This window comes from Burkholderiaceae bacterium (assembly GCA_024235995.1).
GTDB lineage: Bacteria > Pseudomonadota > Gammaproteobacteria > Burkholderiales > Burkholderiaceae_C > Ottowia.
This window is the reverse complement of the sequence record JACKLI010000001.1, coordinates 2,021,951-2,037,097: the sequence shown is the minus strand read 5'-3', so window position 1 is coordinate 2,037,097 and position 15,147 is coordinate 2,021,951. Positions and strand designations below refer to the sequence as shown.

Annotated in this window: 12 protein-coding genes; 3 read left to right on the top strand and 9 right to left on the bottom strand. The window is 71.6% G+C overall.

What is annotated here, in order from left to right:
- Nucleotides 1-57: 57 nt before the first annotated feature.
- Nucleotides 58-1,110, top strand: coding sequence for an extracellular solute-binding protein (locus H6927_09835; GenBank protein MCP5218397.1), 1,053 nt, complete (start codon nt 58-60; stop codon nt 1,108-1,110).
- A gap of 64 nt (nt 1,111-1,174) precedes the next feature.
- Here H6927_09835 and H6927_09830 read toward each other — a convergent pair whose 3' ends face one another.
- Nucleotides 1,175-2,338, bottom strand: a complete 1,164-nt coding sequence (locus tag H6927_09830; GenBank protein ID MCP5218396.1) for a PQQ-dependent sugar dehydrogenase — start codon at nt 2,336-2,338, stop codon at nt 1,175-1,177.
- Between the two features lie 269 nt (nt 2,339-2,607).
- Between H6927_09830 and H6927_09825 the strand changes: the two genes are divergently transcribed.
- Complete coding sequence (locus tag H6927_09825; GenBank protein ID MCP5218395.1) at nt 2,608-3,303, top strand: C40 family peptidase; 696 nt, start codon at nt 2,608-2,610, stop codon at nt 3,301-3,303.
- Between the two features lie 106 nt (nt 3,304-3,409).
- Here H6927_09825 and H6927_09820 read toward each other — a convergent pair whose 3' ends face one another.
- The 8 genes from H6927_09820 to H6927_09785 form a co-directional block, all read right to left on the bottom strand.
- A complete protein-coding gene (locus tag H6927_09820) occupies nt 3,410-3,946 on the bottom strand; it encodes a peptide deformylase (GenBank protein MCP5218394.1) in 537 nt (178 codons plus the stop codon).
- Between the two features lie 16 nt (nt 3,947-3,962).
- Nucleotides 3,963-4,460: a hypothetical protein gene (locus tag H6927_09815; GenBank protein ID MCP5218393.1), complete on the bottom strand. Its 498-nt coding sequence runs from the start codon at nt 4,458-4,460 to the stop codon at nt 3,963-3,965.
- 148 nt (nt 4,461-4,608) lie between these two features.
- A complete protein-coding gene (locus tag H6927_09810) occupies nt 4,609-5,514 on the bottom strand; it encodes an ROK family protein (GenBank protein MCP5218392.1) in 906 nt (301 codons plus the stop codon).
- A gap of 5 nt (nt 5,515-5,519) precedes the next feature.
- On the bottom strand, nt 5,520-7,586 hold the full coding sequence (gene ligA, locus H6927_09805) for an NAD-dependent DNA ligase LigA (protein ID MCP5218391.1): 2,067 nt from the start codon (nt 7,584-7,586) through the stop codon (nt 5,520-5,522).
- A gap of 49 nt (nt 7,587-7,635) precedes the next feature.
- Nucleotides 7,636-8,712, bottom strand: a complete 1,077-nt coding sequence (locus tag H6927_09800) for a cell division protein FtsZ (protein MCP5218390.1) — start codon at nt 8,710-8,712, stop codon at nt 7,636-7,638.
- Entirely contained in the window at nt 8,712-12,230 is a 3,519-nt protein-coding gene (smc, locus tag H6927_09795; GenBank protein ID MCP5218389.1) for a chromosome segregation protein SMC, read from the bottom strand. Before smc ends, H6927_09800 begins: the two co-directional genes overlap by 1 nt.
- 243 nt (nt 12,231-12,473) lie before the next feature.
- A complete protein-coding gene (locus H6927_09790; protein MCP5218388.1) occupies nt 12,474-12,950 on the bottom strand; it encodes a signal peptide protein in 477 nt (158 codons plus the stop codon).
- Between the two features lie 162 nt (nt 12,951-13,112).
- Nucleotides 13,113-13,562 carry a hypothetical protein gene (locus H6927_09785; protein ID MCP5218387.1) on the bottom strand — a complete coding sequence of 150 codons (450 nt, stop codon included), beginning with the start codon at nt 13,560-13,562 and terminating at the stop codon, nt 13,113-13,115.
- Between the two features lie 285 nt (nt 13,563-13,847).
- On the opposite strand from H6927_09785, the gene H6927_09780 reads away from it, so the two are divergent.
- The gene (locus tag H6927_09780; GenBank protein MCP5218386.1) at nt 13,848-15,110 is read left to right on the top strand and encodes a PilT/PilU family type 4a pilus ATPase; all 1,263 of its coding nucleotides are present in this window, start codon (nt 13,848-13,850) and stop codon (nt 15,108-15,110) included.
- Nucleotides 15,111-15,147: the final 37 nt, after the last annotated feature.

Sequence of the window (15,147 nt, the reverse complement as noted above, 5' to 3'; positions counted from 1 at the left end):
GTTAGGATGTGGGCATGGCCAATCGGCCGCCCCTTCTCCCTCGAAACCCGCTTGAACATGAAAAAACTGCTTCTCCTGGCCGCCGCCACGGCCGCCCTGGCCGCCGGCGCGGCGCACGCGCAAGAGCCCGCCGTCCTCAACCTGTATTCGGCGCGCCACTACGCGTCGGACGAGCAGCTGTACGACGGCTTCACCCAGGCCACGGGCATCAAGATCAACCGCGTCGACGCCGACGACGCCGGCATCATCGCGCGCCTGAAGGCCGAGGGCAGCGCCTCGCCGGCCGACGTGATCCTGCTGGTGGACGCCGCGCGCCTGTGGCGCGGCGAGCACGACGGGCTGTTCCAGCCGGTCCGCTCCAAGCTGCTGGACGAGGCCATCCCGGCCAGCCTGCGCGCCCAGCCGGCGGCCGACGGCGGCATCCCGTGGTTCGGCTTCTCGACCCGGGCGCGCGTCATCGTCTACGACAAGGTGCGCGTGCAGCCGGCCGACGTGGCCAGCTACGCCGACCTGGGCGACGCCAGGAACAAGGGCAAGCTGTGCATCCGCAGCGGCTCGCACCCCTACAACCTGAGCCTGTTCGGCGCGCAGCTGGAGCACATGGGCCCCGAGAAGACCGAGGCCTGGCTGAAGGGCATGGTGGCCAACATGGCGCGCGCCCCCAAGGGCGGCGACACCGACCAGATCAAGGCCGTGGCGGCGGGCGAATGCCAGATCGCGGTCACCAACAGCTACTACCTGGCGCGGCTGATGCGCTCGGCCAAGCCCGAGGACCGCCAGGTGGCCGAGAAGGTGGGCGTGGTGTTTCCCAACCAGGCCAGCTGGGGCACGCACGTCAACATCGCCGGCGCGGCCGTGGCGCGCCACGCCAAGCACCCGGGCAACGCCGTCAGGTTTCTCGAATACCTGGCCAGCCCCACGGCACAGAACTACTTCGCCAACGGCAACAACGAATGGCCGGTGGCCAAGGGCGTGGTGACCGACAACCCCGCCCTCAAGGCCATGACCGGCGGCAGCGGCAGCTTCAAGGCCGAGACCATTCCCGTCGGCAAGGTGGGCGAGCACCAGGTGCAGGTGCAGCAGATGCTGGACCGGGTGGGCTTCAAGTAGGCCGGCGCGACGCCGTTTTATTGACCAAATTCATTTGTAGCCGGCGCCGATCAAGCGTCATAAGCTATGGATTGGGGAGCAACCGGAGCAGGCGCCCATCGCGGCTGTCGGTCAGCACGTAGAGCAGGCCGTCGGGCCCCTGGCGCACGTCGCGGATGCGCTGGCCCACGTCCTGCAGCAGCTTGTGCTCGGCCACCACCCGGCCGTCTTTCAGCTCGATGCGGTCCAGGTACATGAACTTCAGCGAGCCGACGAACAGGTTGCCGCGCCACGCCGGGCCGTAGCGGTCGCTGGTCAAGAAGGCCATGCCCGAGGGCGCGATCGAGGGCGTCCAGTGATGCAGCGGCGGCTCCAGGCCGGGCGCGCTGCTCTGGCCCGTGCCCACCGGCGTGCCGTCGTAGTTGAGGCCGAAGCTCACCAGCGGCCAGCCGTAGTTCTTGCCCGCCTGGGGCAGGTTGATCTCGTCGCCGCCCATCGGGCCGTGCTCGTGCGTCCACAGCGTGCCATCGGGTGCCAGCGCGGCGCCCTGCACGTTGCGGTGGCCATAGCTCCAGATCTCGGGGCGCGCGCCCGCTTGGCCGACAAAGGGGTTGTCGGGCGGCACGCGGCCGTCCTTGCCCACCCGCACGATCTTGCCCAGGTCGTTGTCCAGCTGCTGCGCCGCATCGCGCTGCGAAAAGCGCTCGCCCAGGGTCAAAAACAGCGTGCCGTCGGGCCGGCCGTCCACCCGGCGCAGGGCGATGCGGCAGCCGAAGTGCAAGCTGCTGCGCACCTTGGGCTGCTGGCTGAAGATCACGCGCACGTCCTCCAGCCGCCGCTCGTCCTCGGCCAGCCGCGCGCGCGCCAGCGCCGTGCCGTTGGTGCCGCCCGCACCGGGCTCGCTGAAGCAAAAATAGATCGTGCGGTTGCGCGCGAAGTCCGAGTCGGTGACCACGTCCAGCAGGCCGCCCTGCCCGCCCGCGGCCACCTCGGGCAGGCCGGCCAGCGGCGGCCGCAGGCTGCCGTCGGCGTCGATCAGGCGCAAGCGGCCAGGCCGCTCCGTGACCAGAAAGCGCCCGCCGGGCAAAAAGGCCACCGCCCACGGATGCTCCAGGCCCGCCGCCACCGTCTGCACCCGCGGCGGCGCCACAGCCTGGGCGCGTGCGGCCGAAGCCAGGCCGACCAGCGCCAGGGCACCGGCCAGGACGGCTGAGACAGCGCCTCGCGGCGCCCGAAAGCTTGCGGCCATGCCCATCGTCCACCTCCACGGTCAGAACCCACATGCCTTGATGCTGCGACATCTTGCACGCCAAGCAAGCAAAACTTGTTGCCTACAGGGAAAACCCCAAATCCTCAGCGAGGCCACGTACCCGCCAAGGCCGGGGCATGGCCTACACTACGCCGTCGGCCGCTCCGCCTGGGGCGTCTTGCCGTCTTCATCGTTCGAGACCCCTCGCCATGGGCGATGGGTTGCCTTTTCCCGGTGTCGGTTCGCCGACACCCTGCCTGTCCAGACACATGCTCAGAGCCCTGATCGTTGCTGCCGCCGTGCTTGTCTCTCCCCTGGCCCACGCGACGCCGCCGCAAGACGATCTGGACGGATTCCTGCAACAAAAAGGCCTCGCCACACGCCTGGGCGACACCATCCTGCACGCCACCGACCGCGCCGGCAGCCTGGTCAGGAGCGCGATGGCGGCCATCGGCGTGCCCTACCGGCGCGGTGGCAATTCGGCCGAGACGGGCTTCGACTGCAGCGGCTTCGTGCGCGCCACCTACGAGCAGGCCATGGGCCTGATGCTGCCGCGCCGCGCCGAGGAGCAGGCCGCCGCCGCGCACAAGATCGACAAGACCGAGCTGCAGCCGGGCGACCTGGTGTTCTTCAACACCCTGCGCCGCGCCTACAGCCACGTGGGTATTTACCTGGGCGAAGGCAAGTTCATCCACTCGCCGCGCTCGGGTGCGCGGGTGCGCGTGGAAAGCATGGACCAGAGCTACTGGAAAAAGCGCTTCAATGGCGCACGCCGCGTGCTGGACGACAAGGCCGCCGCCGGCACCGACACCGCCGCCGCGCCCATGATGCTGCGCTCGTCCAGCGTGCTGGCGCGCGACACGCCGGCGCCCAGCGCGGTGCGCCTGGGCGGCACCGGCAGCGCCGACAGCGAGCCGGCCTCGCCCGCGGACACCCGTCGCGCGCCGATGACGGGCGACATCTGAAACATGGGGGTGGCGCGGCGACGCCCACGCAACCGGTTTTACCTCCTCCAAAGGTACGGGGCCCGCAAGGGCCCTCTTTTTTGGCTTCGGAGAAGACGATGGAAGATCAATCGTCCTGGGCATCCAGGCCCGGAAACAGCACCTCGGTGAAGCCGAAACGCGTGAAGTCGCGCACGCGCATGGGGTAGAGCACGCCCTGCAGGTGGTCGCACTCGTGCTGCACCACGCGGGCATGAAAGCCCTCGGCCTCGCGCTCGATCGCGTCGCCGTACACGTCCATGCCGGCATAGCGGATGCGGCGCCAGCGCGGCACCACCGCCCGCAGGCCAGGCACCGACAGGCAGCCCTCCCAGCCTTCTTCCTCTTCATCCGACAGCGGCGTGACGACCGGGTTGCACAGCACCGTGCGCGGCACGGCGGGCGCGTCGGGGTAGCGCGGGTTGACGGCGCCGCTGCCGAAGATCACCAGCTGCAGGTCCACCCCGATCTGCGGCGCGGCCAGGCCGGCGCCGTCGGCCGCGCGCATGGTGTCCACCATGTCGCGCACCAGGGCGTGCAGCGCGTCGGTGTCGAAGGCCTCCACCGGCCGCGCTACGCGCAGCAGGCGGGCGTCGCCCATCTTCAGGATCTCGCGGATGGCCATGCCAAGTCAGCGGCCATCAACCGCCGCCATCCACGCCGCTGAGGCGGTTTTGCGGCGCGCCGGGGCGCCAGTCGGGGTTGGAGCTGACCGGCGGGCGCACGTAGGGCCGGCTGGGGCGCGCGGGGCGATCCCCCGCGCCCGGGCGCGGGCCTGGCTGGCCGTTCCAGCCGGGACGCGGGCCGTTGTGACCGTTCCAGCCGGGGCGCGGACCGTCGCGGTCGCCCCAGTTCGGGCGGCGCGGCCGGTCGCGCCCATGGCGATGGTCGTCCGACCAGCCGCCGTAGATGCCCAGCGACATGGACGGCCCGTAGTAGTACGGCGCCGAATAGGCCGGATACGCCGGCGCGACGTAGGACGGGCCGTACACCGGCGCCGGGTAGCTGGTCACCGGGGTGCCGACGTCGTAGTACGGGTCCACCGGCGCCATCACGCAGCCGCCCAGCAGCATCAGGGTCGCGGCGGCAGCGCCCAGCAGCAGCCGGCCGCCACCGAAAGAAGAAGCCCGAGTTGTCATGGTGATACCTCCGCAATGAGCCCGGCGTGTCGCAGCCGGATCGTGCCAGCCACTGTACGCGCCCGATGTAAACCCCGCATGAAGCGGCACCTTCGCATGTCCTGAACGCCCGACCGGGCCTGGCGGCCGACCCGTTTCGCACACTCTTTCAATCGCTTGCACCCGCCAGCCAGGCCGCGCCCCGCACGCCCGACGAATCGCCGTGCCGCGCCGGACGCAGCGCGGTGCCGATGCGGTCGCTGAAGACGTGCGGCCCCCACAGCGCAGGCACGCGCTCGAACAGCTCGGGCACCTGGCTCAGGCCGCCGCCCAGCACGATCACCTGCGGGTCGAGCACGTTGACGATGCCGGCCAGGGCCAGCGCCAGGCGGCGGGCGTAGCGCTCGAAGCTGGCCGCGGCCACCGCGTCGCCGGCGCGCATGGCGGCCACGACCTGTTCGGCATTCAGCGCGCCGCCGCCCGCCAGCGCGTGGTCGGCCGCGAGCGCGGGGCCCGACAGCCAGGCCTCCACGCAGTCGGGCCGGCCGCACCAGCAGGTGCGGGCCGCGCGCGGCTCGCCCGCCAGCAGCGGCAGCCGGTTGTGCCCCCACTCGCCGGCGATGCCGTTGCAACCGTGCAGCACCCGCCCGCGCACGGCAATGCCGGCGCCCACCCCGGTGCCCAGGATGGCGGCAAACACCACTTCGGCGCCCGCGCCGGCGCCGTCGGTGGCCTCGGACAGGGCCAGACAGTTGGCGTCGTTTTCCAGCCGCAGCGGGCGCGCCAGCAGGCGCTGCAGGTCCTCGCGCAGCGGCTGGCCGTTGAGCACCGTGCTGTTGGCGTTGCGCACCCGGCCCGTCAGCGGCGACAGGCTGCCGGGCATGCCCACGCCCAGCGGCAGGCCCGTGGCGCCCAGCCTGGCCTCGGCCGTGGCGACCAGACGGGCGATGGCGACCAGCGTGCCCGCGTAGTCGCCCTGCGGCGTGGGCATGCGCTCGCGCAGCACGAATGCGCCCCGAGCATCCAGCGCCGCGATCTCGATCTTGGTGCCGCCCAGGTCGACGCCCAGGCGAATACCGTTCACGGCCCCTCCGCCAGCAGCGCGCGCAGCTGCGCCTCGTCGATCACCGGCACGCCCAGCTCGCGGGCCTTGTCCAGCTTGCTCCCCGCCTCGGCACCGGCGACGACGTAGTGCGTCTTCTTGCTGACGCTGCCGGCCACCTTGGCGCCGGCGGCCTCCAGCAGGGCCTTGGCCTCGTCGCGGCTCAGGCTGGGCAAGGTGCCGGTCAGCACGAAGGTCTGGCCGGCCAGCGGCAGCAGCGCGGCGGGGGCGGGCTCGCCTTCGGGCCAGCCGATGCCGACGGCGCGCAGCTGCTCGACCACCTCGCGGTTGTGCGGCTGGGCAAAGAAGGTGTGGATGCTCTCGGCCACCACGGGGCCGACGTCGGGCACCTGCGCCAGCTGCTCCACGCTGGCATCCATCACGCCATCGAGCCGGCCGAAATGGCGCGCCAGCGCCTTGGCGGTGCTCTCGCCGACGTGGCGGATGCCCAGCGCGTACAGAAAGCGCGCCAGCGTGGTCTGCTTTGATTTTTGCAGCGCGTCGATCAGGTTCTGCGCCGACTTGTCGGCCATACGATCGAGCGCGGCCAGGCTGACGAAGCCCATGCGGTAGAGGTCGGGCAGCATGCGCACCACATTGCCGTCGATCAGCTGGTCGACCAGCTTCTCGCCCAGGCCCTCGATGTCCATGGCGCGGCGGCTGGCAAAGTGCAGCAGCGCCTGCTTGCGCTGCGCGCTGCAGTACAGGCCGCCGGTGCAGCGGTGGTCGGCCTCGCCCTCCTCGCGCACCACGGCGCTGCCGCACACCGGGCACTGCGCGGGCATGCTGAACTCGGGCGCATCGGGCAGGCGCTTGTCGGGCAGCACCGACACCACCTCGGGGATCACGTCGCCCGCGCGGCGCACCACCACGGTGTCGCCCACGCGCACGTCCTTGCGGCGCGCCTCCAGCTCGTTGTGCAGCGTGGCGTTGGTGACGGTCACGCCGCCGACGAACACCGGCGCCAGCTTGGCCACCGGCGTCAGCTTGCCGGTGCGGCCCACCTGCACGTCGATGGCCTCGACCGTGGTCAGCTGCTCCTGGGCCGGATACTTGTGCGCCACGGCCCAGCGCGGCTCGCGCGTGACGAAGCCCATCTGCTGCTGCAGCGCCAGGCTGTCGACCTTGTAGACCACGCCGTCGATGTCGAAGGGCAGGCCGTCGCGCTGCGCCGCGAGTTCGTCGTGGAATGCTATCAACTCAGAAGCACCTTGCGCGCGCCGGGCCAGGGCCGAGACCGGGAAACCCCAGGCTTGGAGCGCCTGCAGCAGCTGCCAATGCGTGTTGAACGCCGGCCCGCCCTGCTCGGGCGGCGTCAGCTCGCCCAGGCCGTAGGCGAAGAAGCTCAGCGGCCGCTCGGCGGCGATGGCCGGGTCGAGCTGGCGCACGGCGCCGGCGGCGGCGTTGCGCGGGTTGACGAAGGTCTTGGCCGCCTTGTCGCCTGCGGCCATGCGCGCGCGCATGCGCTCGTTGAGCTGCTCGAAGTCGTCGCGGCGCATGTAGACCTCGCCGCGCACCTCCAGCACGGCCGGCGCGTCGCCCGTGAGCCTCAGTGGAATCTGGCCGATGGTGCGGATGTTCTGCGTCACGTCCTCGCCGGTCTCGCCGTCGCCGCGCGTGGCGGCCTGCACCAGCACGCCGTGCTCGTAGCGCAGGTTCATGGCCAGGCCGTCGAACTTGGGCTCGGCCACGTAGGCGATGGCGGGTGCATCGTCCGCCAGCTTCAGCTCGCGGCGCACACGCGCGTCGAAGGCCTGGGCGCCGGCGGCGCTGGTGTCGGTCTCGGTGCGGATGCTGAGCATGGGCACGGCATGGCGCACCGGCGCAAAGCCATCCAGCACGGAACCGCCCACGCGCTGGGTGGGCGAGTCGGGCGTGCGCAGCGCGGGATGCGCGGCCTCCAGCGCCTGCAGCTCGCGGAACAGGCGGTCGTATTCGGCGTCGGGCAGTTCGGGCGCGTCCAGCGTGTAGTACTGGTGCGCGGCGCGGTTGAGCGCGGCGCGCAGCTCGGCCGCTCGCCGGGCGCTGGTTGCTTCGGTATTCATAGCTGCTTGCGCACCATGGATGCGGGCCAGGGGCCCCATCCATTCAAAATCAGCTGAACAGGCGGCGCGCCTGCGGCGAGCCGGCCGCCAGATCGTGCTGCTCCAGCGTGTCGTACAGGCGCTCCAGGTCGACGCCGATGGACGCCATCATCTCGGGGCGCAGCACCTGGCCGGCGTCGTCGGTGATGACGCCGTCCATGGCCTCGGCCAGGGCGAAGGCGGCATCGCACAGGCGCGCGAAGGGCTGCTGCGCGCGCTCCACCTGCGGCACGTCCAGGTTCAGCGTCACCTCGTGCACGGCGGCCTGATCCGGCTGCTCGGCCAGCGCGGCCTGCGCGTCGAAGGCCAGGCCCAGCATGGGCGGCACACCCGGCTGCGCGGCCGGCAGCACCATGCGCCCCGGCACCGCGCCGGCGACGAAGCCCAGGCGCGCGGCCTGCTGGGCCACGTAGCCGGGGCTCCAGGCGGCGCCGCGGGCGCGCAGGCTCAGGCCCAGCTGGGCGTCGTGCTGGCTGGCGAACTGGTCGAGCTCGCGCGCGCGCAGCACCTCGGGCAGCATGTCCGGGAACTCGGGCGCGCCGCCCACGGTGTCGGCGTAGTGCTGCGCCTTGGCGACGAACTCGGAAAACTCGATCTCGTTGAGCGCGCCGGTGCGGTTGGCCAGCTGCACGCCGGCCTGCACCGCGGTGTAGCGCCGCCCGGCGACCGGAAACTCCCACTCGCTGGCGCCCTCGGGCTGGCCTTCGACCGCAAAGGGCTTGCTGCCCACGCGGCGCGTGGCCGGCAGCGCGGCCAGCAGCGCGTCGCCCGAGACCACGCGGCCGTCGAGCGCGATGGGGGTGATGACGTCGATCAGCGCGTCCAGGCTGGGGCGCTTGTCGGGCACGGGCAGCGGGCCCAGCGGGGGCATGGCGGCGTCGCCGTCGAAGGACGGTTCGACGCGCTCGGGCTCGGCCATGGGCGCGCCCTGGACGATGGCCACCGGCTCCTGGCGCTCGTCGGGCGGCGGCCCCTCGGGCTGGGCCTGGCGCGGCTCGTTGCGGCGCGCGTACCAGGTGTTGTAGGCGATCACGCCCATCAGGATCAGCCCGCCGGCAATGGCCAGGCCCACTTGCAAGGAATTCATCATGCCTCCGCCATGCCCAGGGCGCCTTCCATGTCCACCGCCACGATGCGCGAGACGCCCTGCTCCTGCATGGTCACGCCGATCAGCTGCTCGGCCATCTCCATGGCGATCTTGTTGTGGCTGATGAACAGGAACTGCGTGCCCTGCCGGCTCATGGCCGACACCAGCTTGGCGTAGCGCTCGGTGTTGGCGTCGTCCAGCGGCGCGTCCACCTCGTCCAGCAGGCAGAACGGCGCCGGGTTGAGCTGGAAGATGGCGAACACCAGAGCGATGGCGGTGAGCGCCTTCTCGCCGCCCGACAGCAGGTGGATGGTCTGGTTCTTCTTGCCCGGCGGCTGCGCCATGACCTGCACGCCGGAGTCCAGGATTTCCTCGCCGGTCATCACCAGCTTGGCCTGGCCGCCGCCGAACAGCTCGGGGAACATGCGGCCGAAGTGCTCGTTGACGGTGTTGAAGGTGCCGCCCAGCAGCTCGCGCGTCTCGCCGTCGATCTTCTTGATGGCGTCTTCCAGCGTGGTCATGGCCTCCGTCAGGTCGGCCGACTGCGCATCGAGGAACTGCTTGCGCTCGCGCGCGCTGGCCAGCTCGTCGAGTGCGGCCAGGTTGACGGCGCCCAGCGCCTGGATGGCCTGGTGCAGGCGGTCGATCTCGCCCTGCAGGCCGGACAGGCGCACGTTGCCTTCTTCGATGGACTTGGCCACGGTCTCCAGGTCGGCCCCGGCCTCGGCCAGCTGCTGCGTGTACTGCTCGGTGCCCAGGCGCGCGGCCTGCTCCTTGAGCTGCAGGTCGGTGATGCGCTGGCGCAGCGGGTCGAGCTCGCGCTCCAGGCCCAGGCGCCGCTCGTCGCTGGCGCGCAGCTTGGCGGTCAGGTCGTCGTAGCCGCTGCGCAGGGCGCCCAGCGCCTGCTCGCGCTCCAGCTTCAGGGCCAGCGCATCCTGCAAGCCGGCCTGCGCGGCGGCATCGCTCAGGCGTGTCAGCTCGTCCTGCGCGCGCTGCTGCTCGGCGGCCAGGCCGCTGGCCTGCTGGGTGGCGGTGTCGATGGTGCGCGCCAGCTCATCACGCCGCGCCTGCAGGCTGCGCTGGGCAAACTGAGCCTCCTGGGCTTGGCGCTCCAGCGTGCGCTGCTGCTCGCGCGCCTCGCCCAGCCTGCGCTCGGCGCCGATCACGTGCTCGTCGAGCTGGGCGTGGCGCTCCTGCGCGTCGGCCAACTGCAGGTCCAGCTCCTCGAAGCGGGCCTCGGCGGTCACGCGCCGCTCCTGCAGCGCCTCGAGCGCGGCGTCCACCTCGGCCAGGTCGCCGTCGATCTGCTGGCTGCGCGCGCGGCTTTGCTCGGCCAGCTGGGCCAGGCGCAGGGTCTCGACCTGCAGGCCGTGCGCGCGCTGCTGCGCCTCGCTGGCCTCGCGCCGCGTGGCGACCAGGCGCTGCGAGGCGTCGCTGTAGGCCGCCTCGGCGCGGATCAGGGCGCTGCGCGCCTCCTCGCCGATGAGGGCCTGGGCGCGCAGCTGCTTGTCCAGGTTCTCGATCTCCTGCGCGCGCGCCAGCAGGCCGGCCTGCTCGGAGTCGGGCGCGTAGAAGGCGACGCCGTGCGCGGTGACGCAGTGGCCGCTGGGCACGTAGATCGCCTCGCCGCCCTGCAGCTGGGCGCGCGCGGCCAGGGCGTCTTCCAGGCTGGGCGCCGTGTGGCAGCCGGCCAGCCAGTCGGCCAGCAGCGCCTTCTGGCCGGCGTCGTGCAGGCGCAGCAAGTCGGCCAGGCGCGGCAGGCGGCGGCCGGCCTGGTCAGGCAGCGCCGCGCTTGGCGGGGTGTAGAAGGCCAGCTTGGCGGGCGGCGCATCGGCCGCGAAGGCGCGCACCATGTCCAGGCGGCTGACTTCCAGCGCCGACATGCGCTCGCGCAGCGCGGCCTCCAGCGCGTTCTCCCAGCCGGGCTCGACGTGGATGCGGCTCCACAGGCCCTGCAGGCCGTCCAGCCCATGCTTGGCCAGCCAGGGCTTGAGCTTGCCGTCGGTCTTGACGCGCTCCTGCAGCGCCTTCAAGGCCTCCATGCGCGCCGACAAATCGGCCTGCCGGGCCGATTCGGCGTTGACGGCCTGCTGCGCGGCGCGGCGCGCTTCGTCCAGCTGGGGCACGCTGTCCTGCAGCTCGTGCAGACGCGCCTCCTGCACCTCGGCCGCCTCCTGCGCCTGGGCCAGCTGGGCCTGCAGGTTGGCCAGGCGCTGCTCGTCGGGCGCGGCCAGCGCATTCTTGTCGGCGCCCAGCCGGTCGCGCCGCGCGCCCAGCTGGCGCGCCTGCTCCTCGATGCCGCGCTGCTCGGCGGCCAGCACCTGGATCTGCTGCTGCACCTGGGCCACGGCGCCGCGCTGCTCGCCGGCGCGCGCCTGCGCCGCGCGCAGGGCGTCTTCCAGCTCGGGCAGGGCCTGCTGCTGGTCTTCGAGCTGCGCGGCCAGGGTGATGGCCGCGTCCTCGGCGGCGGCGCCCTGCTCGGCCAGCTGCTCGATCTCGGCCTCGGCATCGGCGCGGCGCGTGGCCCACTGGGCGATCTGCTCGCTCAGCTGCACCAGGCGCACCTCGGCGCGCTGGCGGCCCTCGACCACGAAGCGGATCTCGGCCTCCAGCCGGCCGACCTCGGCGCTGGCCTCGTACAGCCGGCCCTGCGCCTGGTTGACGCCGTCGCCGGCGGCGTAGTGCGCCTGGCGGATGGTCTCCAGGTCGGCCTCGACGTGGCGCAGGTCGGCCACGCGCGCCTCCAGGTCGGTGGCGGCCTTGTCGGCCTCCTGCTTGAGCCGGCCCTGGCCCTCGTCGGCCTCGGCGCGCTTCAAGAACCATAGCTGGTTCTGCTTGAGCTGCGCCGACGCCTGCAGGTTTTGGTACTGCTGGGCCACCTCGGCCTGCTTTTCCAGCTTGTCGAGGTTGTTGTTGAGTTCGCGCAGGATGTCCTCGACGCGCGTGAGGTTCTCGCGCGTGTCGGACAGGCGGTTTTCGGTCTCGCGCCGGCGCTCTTTGTACTTGCTGACGCCGGCCGCCTCTTCCAGAAACAGGCGCAGCTCCTCGGGGCGGCTTTCGATGATGCGGCTGATGGTGCCCTGGCCGATGATGGCGTAGGCGCGCGGGCCCAGGCCGGTGCCCAGGAACACGTCCTGCACGTCGCGCCGGCGCACCGGCTGGTTGTTGATGTAGTAGCTGCTGGTGCCGTCGCGCGTCAGCACGCGCTTGACGGCGATCTCGGTGAACTGGCTCCACTGCCCGCCGGCACGGTGGTCGGCATTGTCGAACACCAGCTCCACCGACGAGCGCGAGGCCGGCTTGCGGCTGGTGGTGCCGTTGAAGATGACGTCCTGCATCGACTCGCCGCGCAGCTCCGACGCCTTGGACTCGCCCAGCACCCAGCGCACGGCGTCCATGATGTTGGACTTGCCGCAGCCATTGGGCCCCACCACGCCGACCCGTTGGCCGGGCAGCATGAAGGTGGTGGGCTCGGCGAAGGACTTGAAGCCCGAGAGCTTGATGGAGTTGAGACGCACTGGCGCGCAGCCCACGCGGGGCGCAGTAGGGGACGTGGCAAACCACCGATGATACCGTGCAGCCGCCGCTTTCCCCCGACTCAGGGTGTGTGCCGCACACCCTGTTTCCAGTCCGGATTCACTTCAAGTTCGATAGCTGCCGGGGCTGATTCCATCCGGGCTGGATGGTAATTTGGCTCCACACACCGCCCCAACGACATGGGCCGGCCTGCGGCGTGCGCAGCCCGGCCCATGGGCAGGTGCTCAGTTGGCGCAGGCCTTGCCGCGCGCGGCGTGGAAGCCCTTGGCCTTGGCGTCGGCCTCGCTCATGTATTCGCCCTGCTTGGTCTTGCCGTAGTAGCGGTCGCCGCTGCAGTGGTAGACCTTGGTGGCGTCGTTGCCCCACACCTGGCCGGCACCGCCGCCGGGCGCGCGCGCCGTGGTGGCGGCCGGCTTGGCCTTGGCCGCGGGTGCGACCGCCGCCGCAGCCGGCGCGGCGGGCGCGGCCGGCGCGGCGGCCGGGGCCTTGGCGGCGGGTGCCGCGCCAGCCCCGGCGGCGGCCTTGCTGGCCTTCTTGTCCACGCCACCGTGGCCACGGCAGGCGCCGCGCAGGCTGGCGCCCTCGAAGGGGCTGCCGTCCTTGCAGACGGCGTGCACCGTGGCCGTGGCCGCGGGCGCCTGGGCAAAGGCCGCGGGCGCCAGCACCAGGCCCAGCGCCAGCATGATCGGGGCAATCTTCATGATCCATCTCCTCATCGGGGTTGCACGCGCATGAAAGCCATGCGTGATGGCCCAACGCGCCGACCACGGCGCGCGCCGACACGGCGCTCGGCGGCAAAGGCAACAAAAGATCATGAACAGGCTCTAAGCCGTGCGAAGATGCACGAAACGCCGGCCTGCGAATCAGGGACCCAGCAGCGCGTCTTCCAGCGGCCGGATGCGCTCGTCGCCCACGGCCGCGCGCAGCCGGGGCAGCAGCTCGAGCAGGCCCTCGAAGCCCTGCGCCGCCTCCACCGCCAGGTTCAGCGTGAAGCCGCGCAGCCCCAGCTGGGCGGTGAGCTCGCTGGCCAGCGGGTAGGCCGCGCGGTAGCGCTGGGCCCGCTCTTGCGCGCTGGGCTGCGCCGCAGGCAGCGCGGGCTGGGCGGCGGCAGCCATCGGCGAAGGGGCCGGGGCAGCTCCTGCCTCGGCCACCGGCTGCAGCAGGCCCAGGGCCAGCAGCCGGTCGACGTCGCCCGCCGTGACGCCCATCGCCGCCGTGGCCTCGAGCACCGCACGCACCGACCGCTGGCCGTCGAACAGGATCAGGGCCGAGCGCTGCACGCGCGTGATGTCCACCGCATGGCGATCCTTCATGGCCCGCAGGCCCCCATCGGATTTGGTGTACAGCGTCACCGGCAAGCCCAGACATTAGAAACAAGTTCTACATTACAAAGTGAAACCTCTCGCTTGGCAAGGCGGACGGTCTAGGGAATTTCCATAGCGTTGCCGCCCTGGGGCGCCGCCGCGCCAAAGCCGGGCCGCGCTCCCTACAATGCCGACGTTGAGGACACGGGAGTTGGCGGCGGTGGCAAGGCACCGGCGAAACCCTCGCGCCCGCCCCTCGTCCACCGCCCGTCGCCAACCGCAAGGAACCACGCCATGCAAGCCCCCAGCACCATGATGGAGCGCATCCTGCGCCTGATGGCCGACAAGCAGGCCTCGGACGTGTACCTGACGGCGCACGCCCCGGCCACCATCCGCATCAACGGCGAATGCGTGCCCATCAACAACCAGGCGCTGCCGCCCGAGGCGACGATGAACCTGCTGATGGACATCCTGCCGCCCAACCGCATCGAGGAGCTGCGCGAGACCGGCGAGCTGAACATGGCCCACCCTATGGCGGGCGTGGGCAACTTCCGCATCTCGGCCATGCGCCAGCGCGGCACCTACGCGGCGGTGATCCGCTTCATCAGCCCCGACATCCCCAAGCTGGGCTCGCTCAACCTGCCGGTGGTGCTGGAGCGCCTGGTGATGGAAAAGCGCGGCCTGATCCTGATGGTGGGCGCCACCGGCGCCGGCAAGTCGACCACGCTGGCGGCCATGCTGGACCACCGCAACGCGCGCGTGCCGGGCCACATCCTGACGATCGAGAACCCGATCGAGTACATGTTCACCAACCGGAAGTCACTGGTCAACCAGCGCGAGGTCGGCACCGACACCGCCACGCTGCAGATGGCGCTGAAGAACGCCCTGCGCCAGGCGCCGGACGTGATCATGATCGGCGAGATCCGCGACCGCGAGACCATGACGGCGGCCATCGCCTACGCGCAATCGGGCCACCTGTGCCTGGCCACGCTGCACGCCAACAACAGCTACCAGGCGCTCAACCGCATCCTCAGCTTCTACCCGGTCGAGGTGCGCCCCACCCTGCTGGGCGACCTGGCGGCGGCGCTCAAGTCCATCGTCTCGCAGCGCCTGATCCCGGCGCTGGACGGCGGCCGCGTGCCGGCCGTCGAGGTGCTGCTCAACACCAAGCTGGTGGCCGACCTGATCGAGAAAAGCGACTTCGGCGGCGTGAAGGAAGCCATGGACAACGCCATCGCCGAGGGCTCGCAGACCTTCGAGCAGGACCTGTCGCGCCTGGTGCGCGAGCAGCGCATCGACCGCAAGCAGGCGCTGGCCTTTGCCGACTCGCCCACCAACCTGCTGTGGCGGCTGCAGAACGAGGCCACGCGCTACTCGGCCAACCAGGCGCAGAACGACGACGCGACCAGCAACGAACCCACCTTCACCGACATCACGCTGGACGTGCGCCCCAGCGGCTTCGGCGCCTCGGGCTTCGGCTCCACGGGCTACGAACTGTCGGGCTTTCGCGACTCGCGCCTGGGCAGCGCCGTCGATTCGCGCCTGGGCGAGGCCTGACCGGCACGGCCGCCACCGGCCGCCGCCAGCACACCCC

Coding starts and splice junctions, on each gene's coding strand:
- H6927_09835 (MCP5218397.1), top strand. CDS start 58: ATGAAAAAACTGCTTCTCCTGGCCGCCGCCACGGCCGCCCTGGCCGCC.
- H6927_09830 (MCP5218396.1), bottom strand. CDS start 2,338: ATGGCCGCAAGCTTTCGGGCGCCGCGAGGCGCTGTCTCAGCCGTCCTG.
- H6927_09825 (MCP5218395.1), top strand. CDS start 2,608: ATGCTCAGAGCCCTGATCGTTGCTGCCGCCGTGCTTGTCTCTCCCCTG.
- H6927_09820 (MCP5218394.1), bottom strand. CDS start 3,946: ATGGCCATCCGCGAGATCCTGAAGATGGGCGACGCCCGCCTGCTGCGC.
- H6927_09815 (MCP5218393.1), bottom strand. CDS start 4,460: ATGACAACTCGGGCTTCTTCTTTCGGTGGCGGCCGGCTGCTGCTGGGC.
- ligA (MCP5218391.1), bottom strand. CDS start 7,586: ATGAATACCGAAGCAACCAGCGCCCGGCGAGCGGCCGAGCTGCGCGCC.
- H6927_09800 (MCP5218390.1), bottom strand. CDS start 8,712: ATGAATTCCTTGCAAGTGGGCCTGGCCATTGCCGGCGGGCTGATCCTG.
- H6927_09790 (MCP5218388.1), bottom strand. CDS start 12,950: ATGAAGATTGCCCCGATCATGCTGGCGCTGGGCCTGGTGCTGGCGCCC.
- H6927_09785 (MCP5218387.1), bottom strand. CDS start 13,562: ATGAAGGATCGCCATGCGGTGGACATCACGCGCGTGCAGCGCTCGGCC.
- H6927_09780 (MCP5218386.1), top strand. CDS start 13,848: ATGCAAGCCCCCAGCACCATGATGGAGCGCATCCTGCGCCTGATGGCC.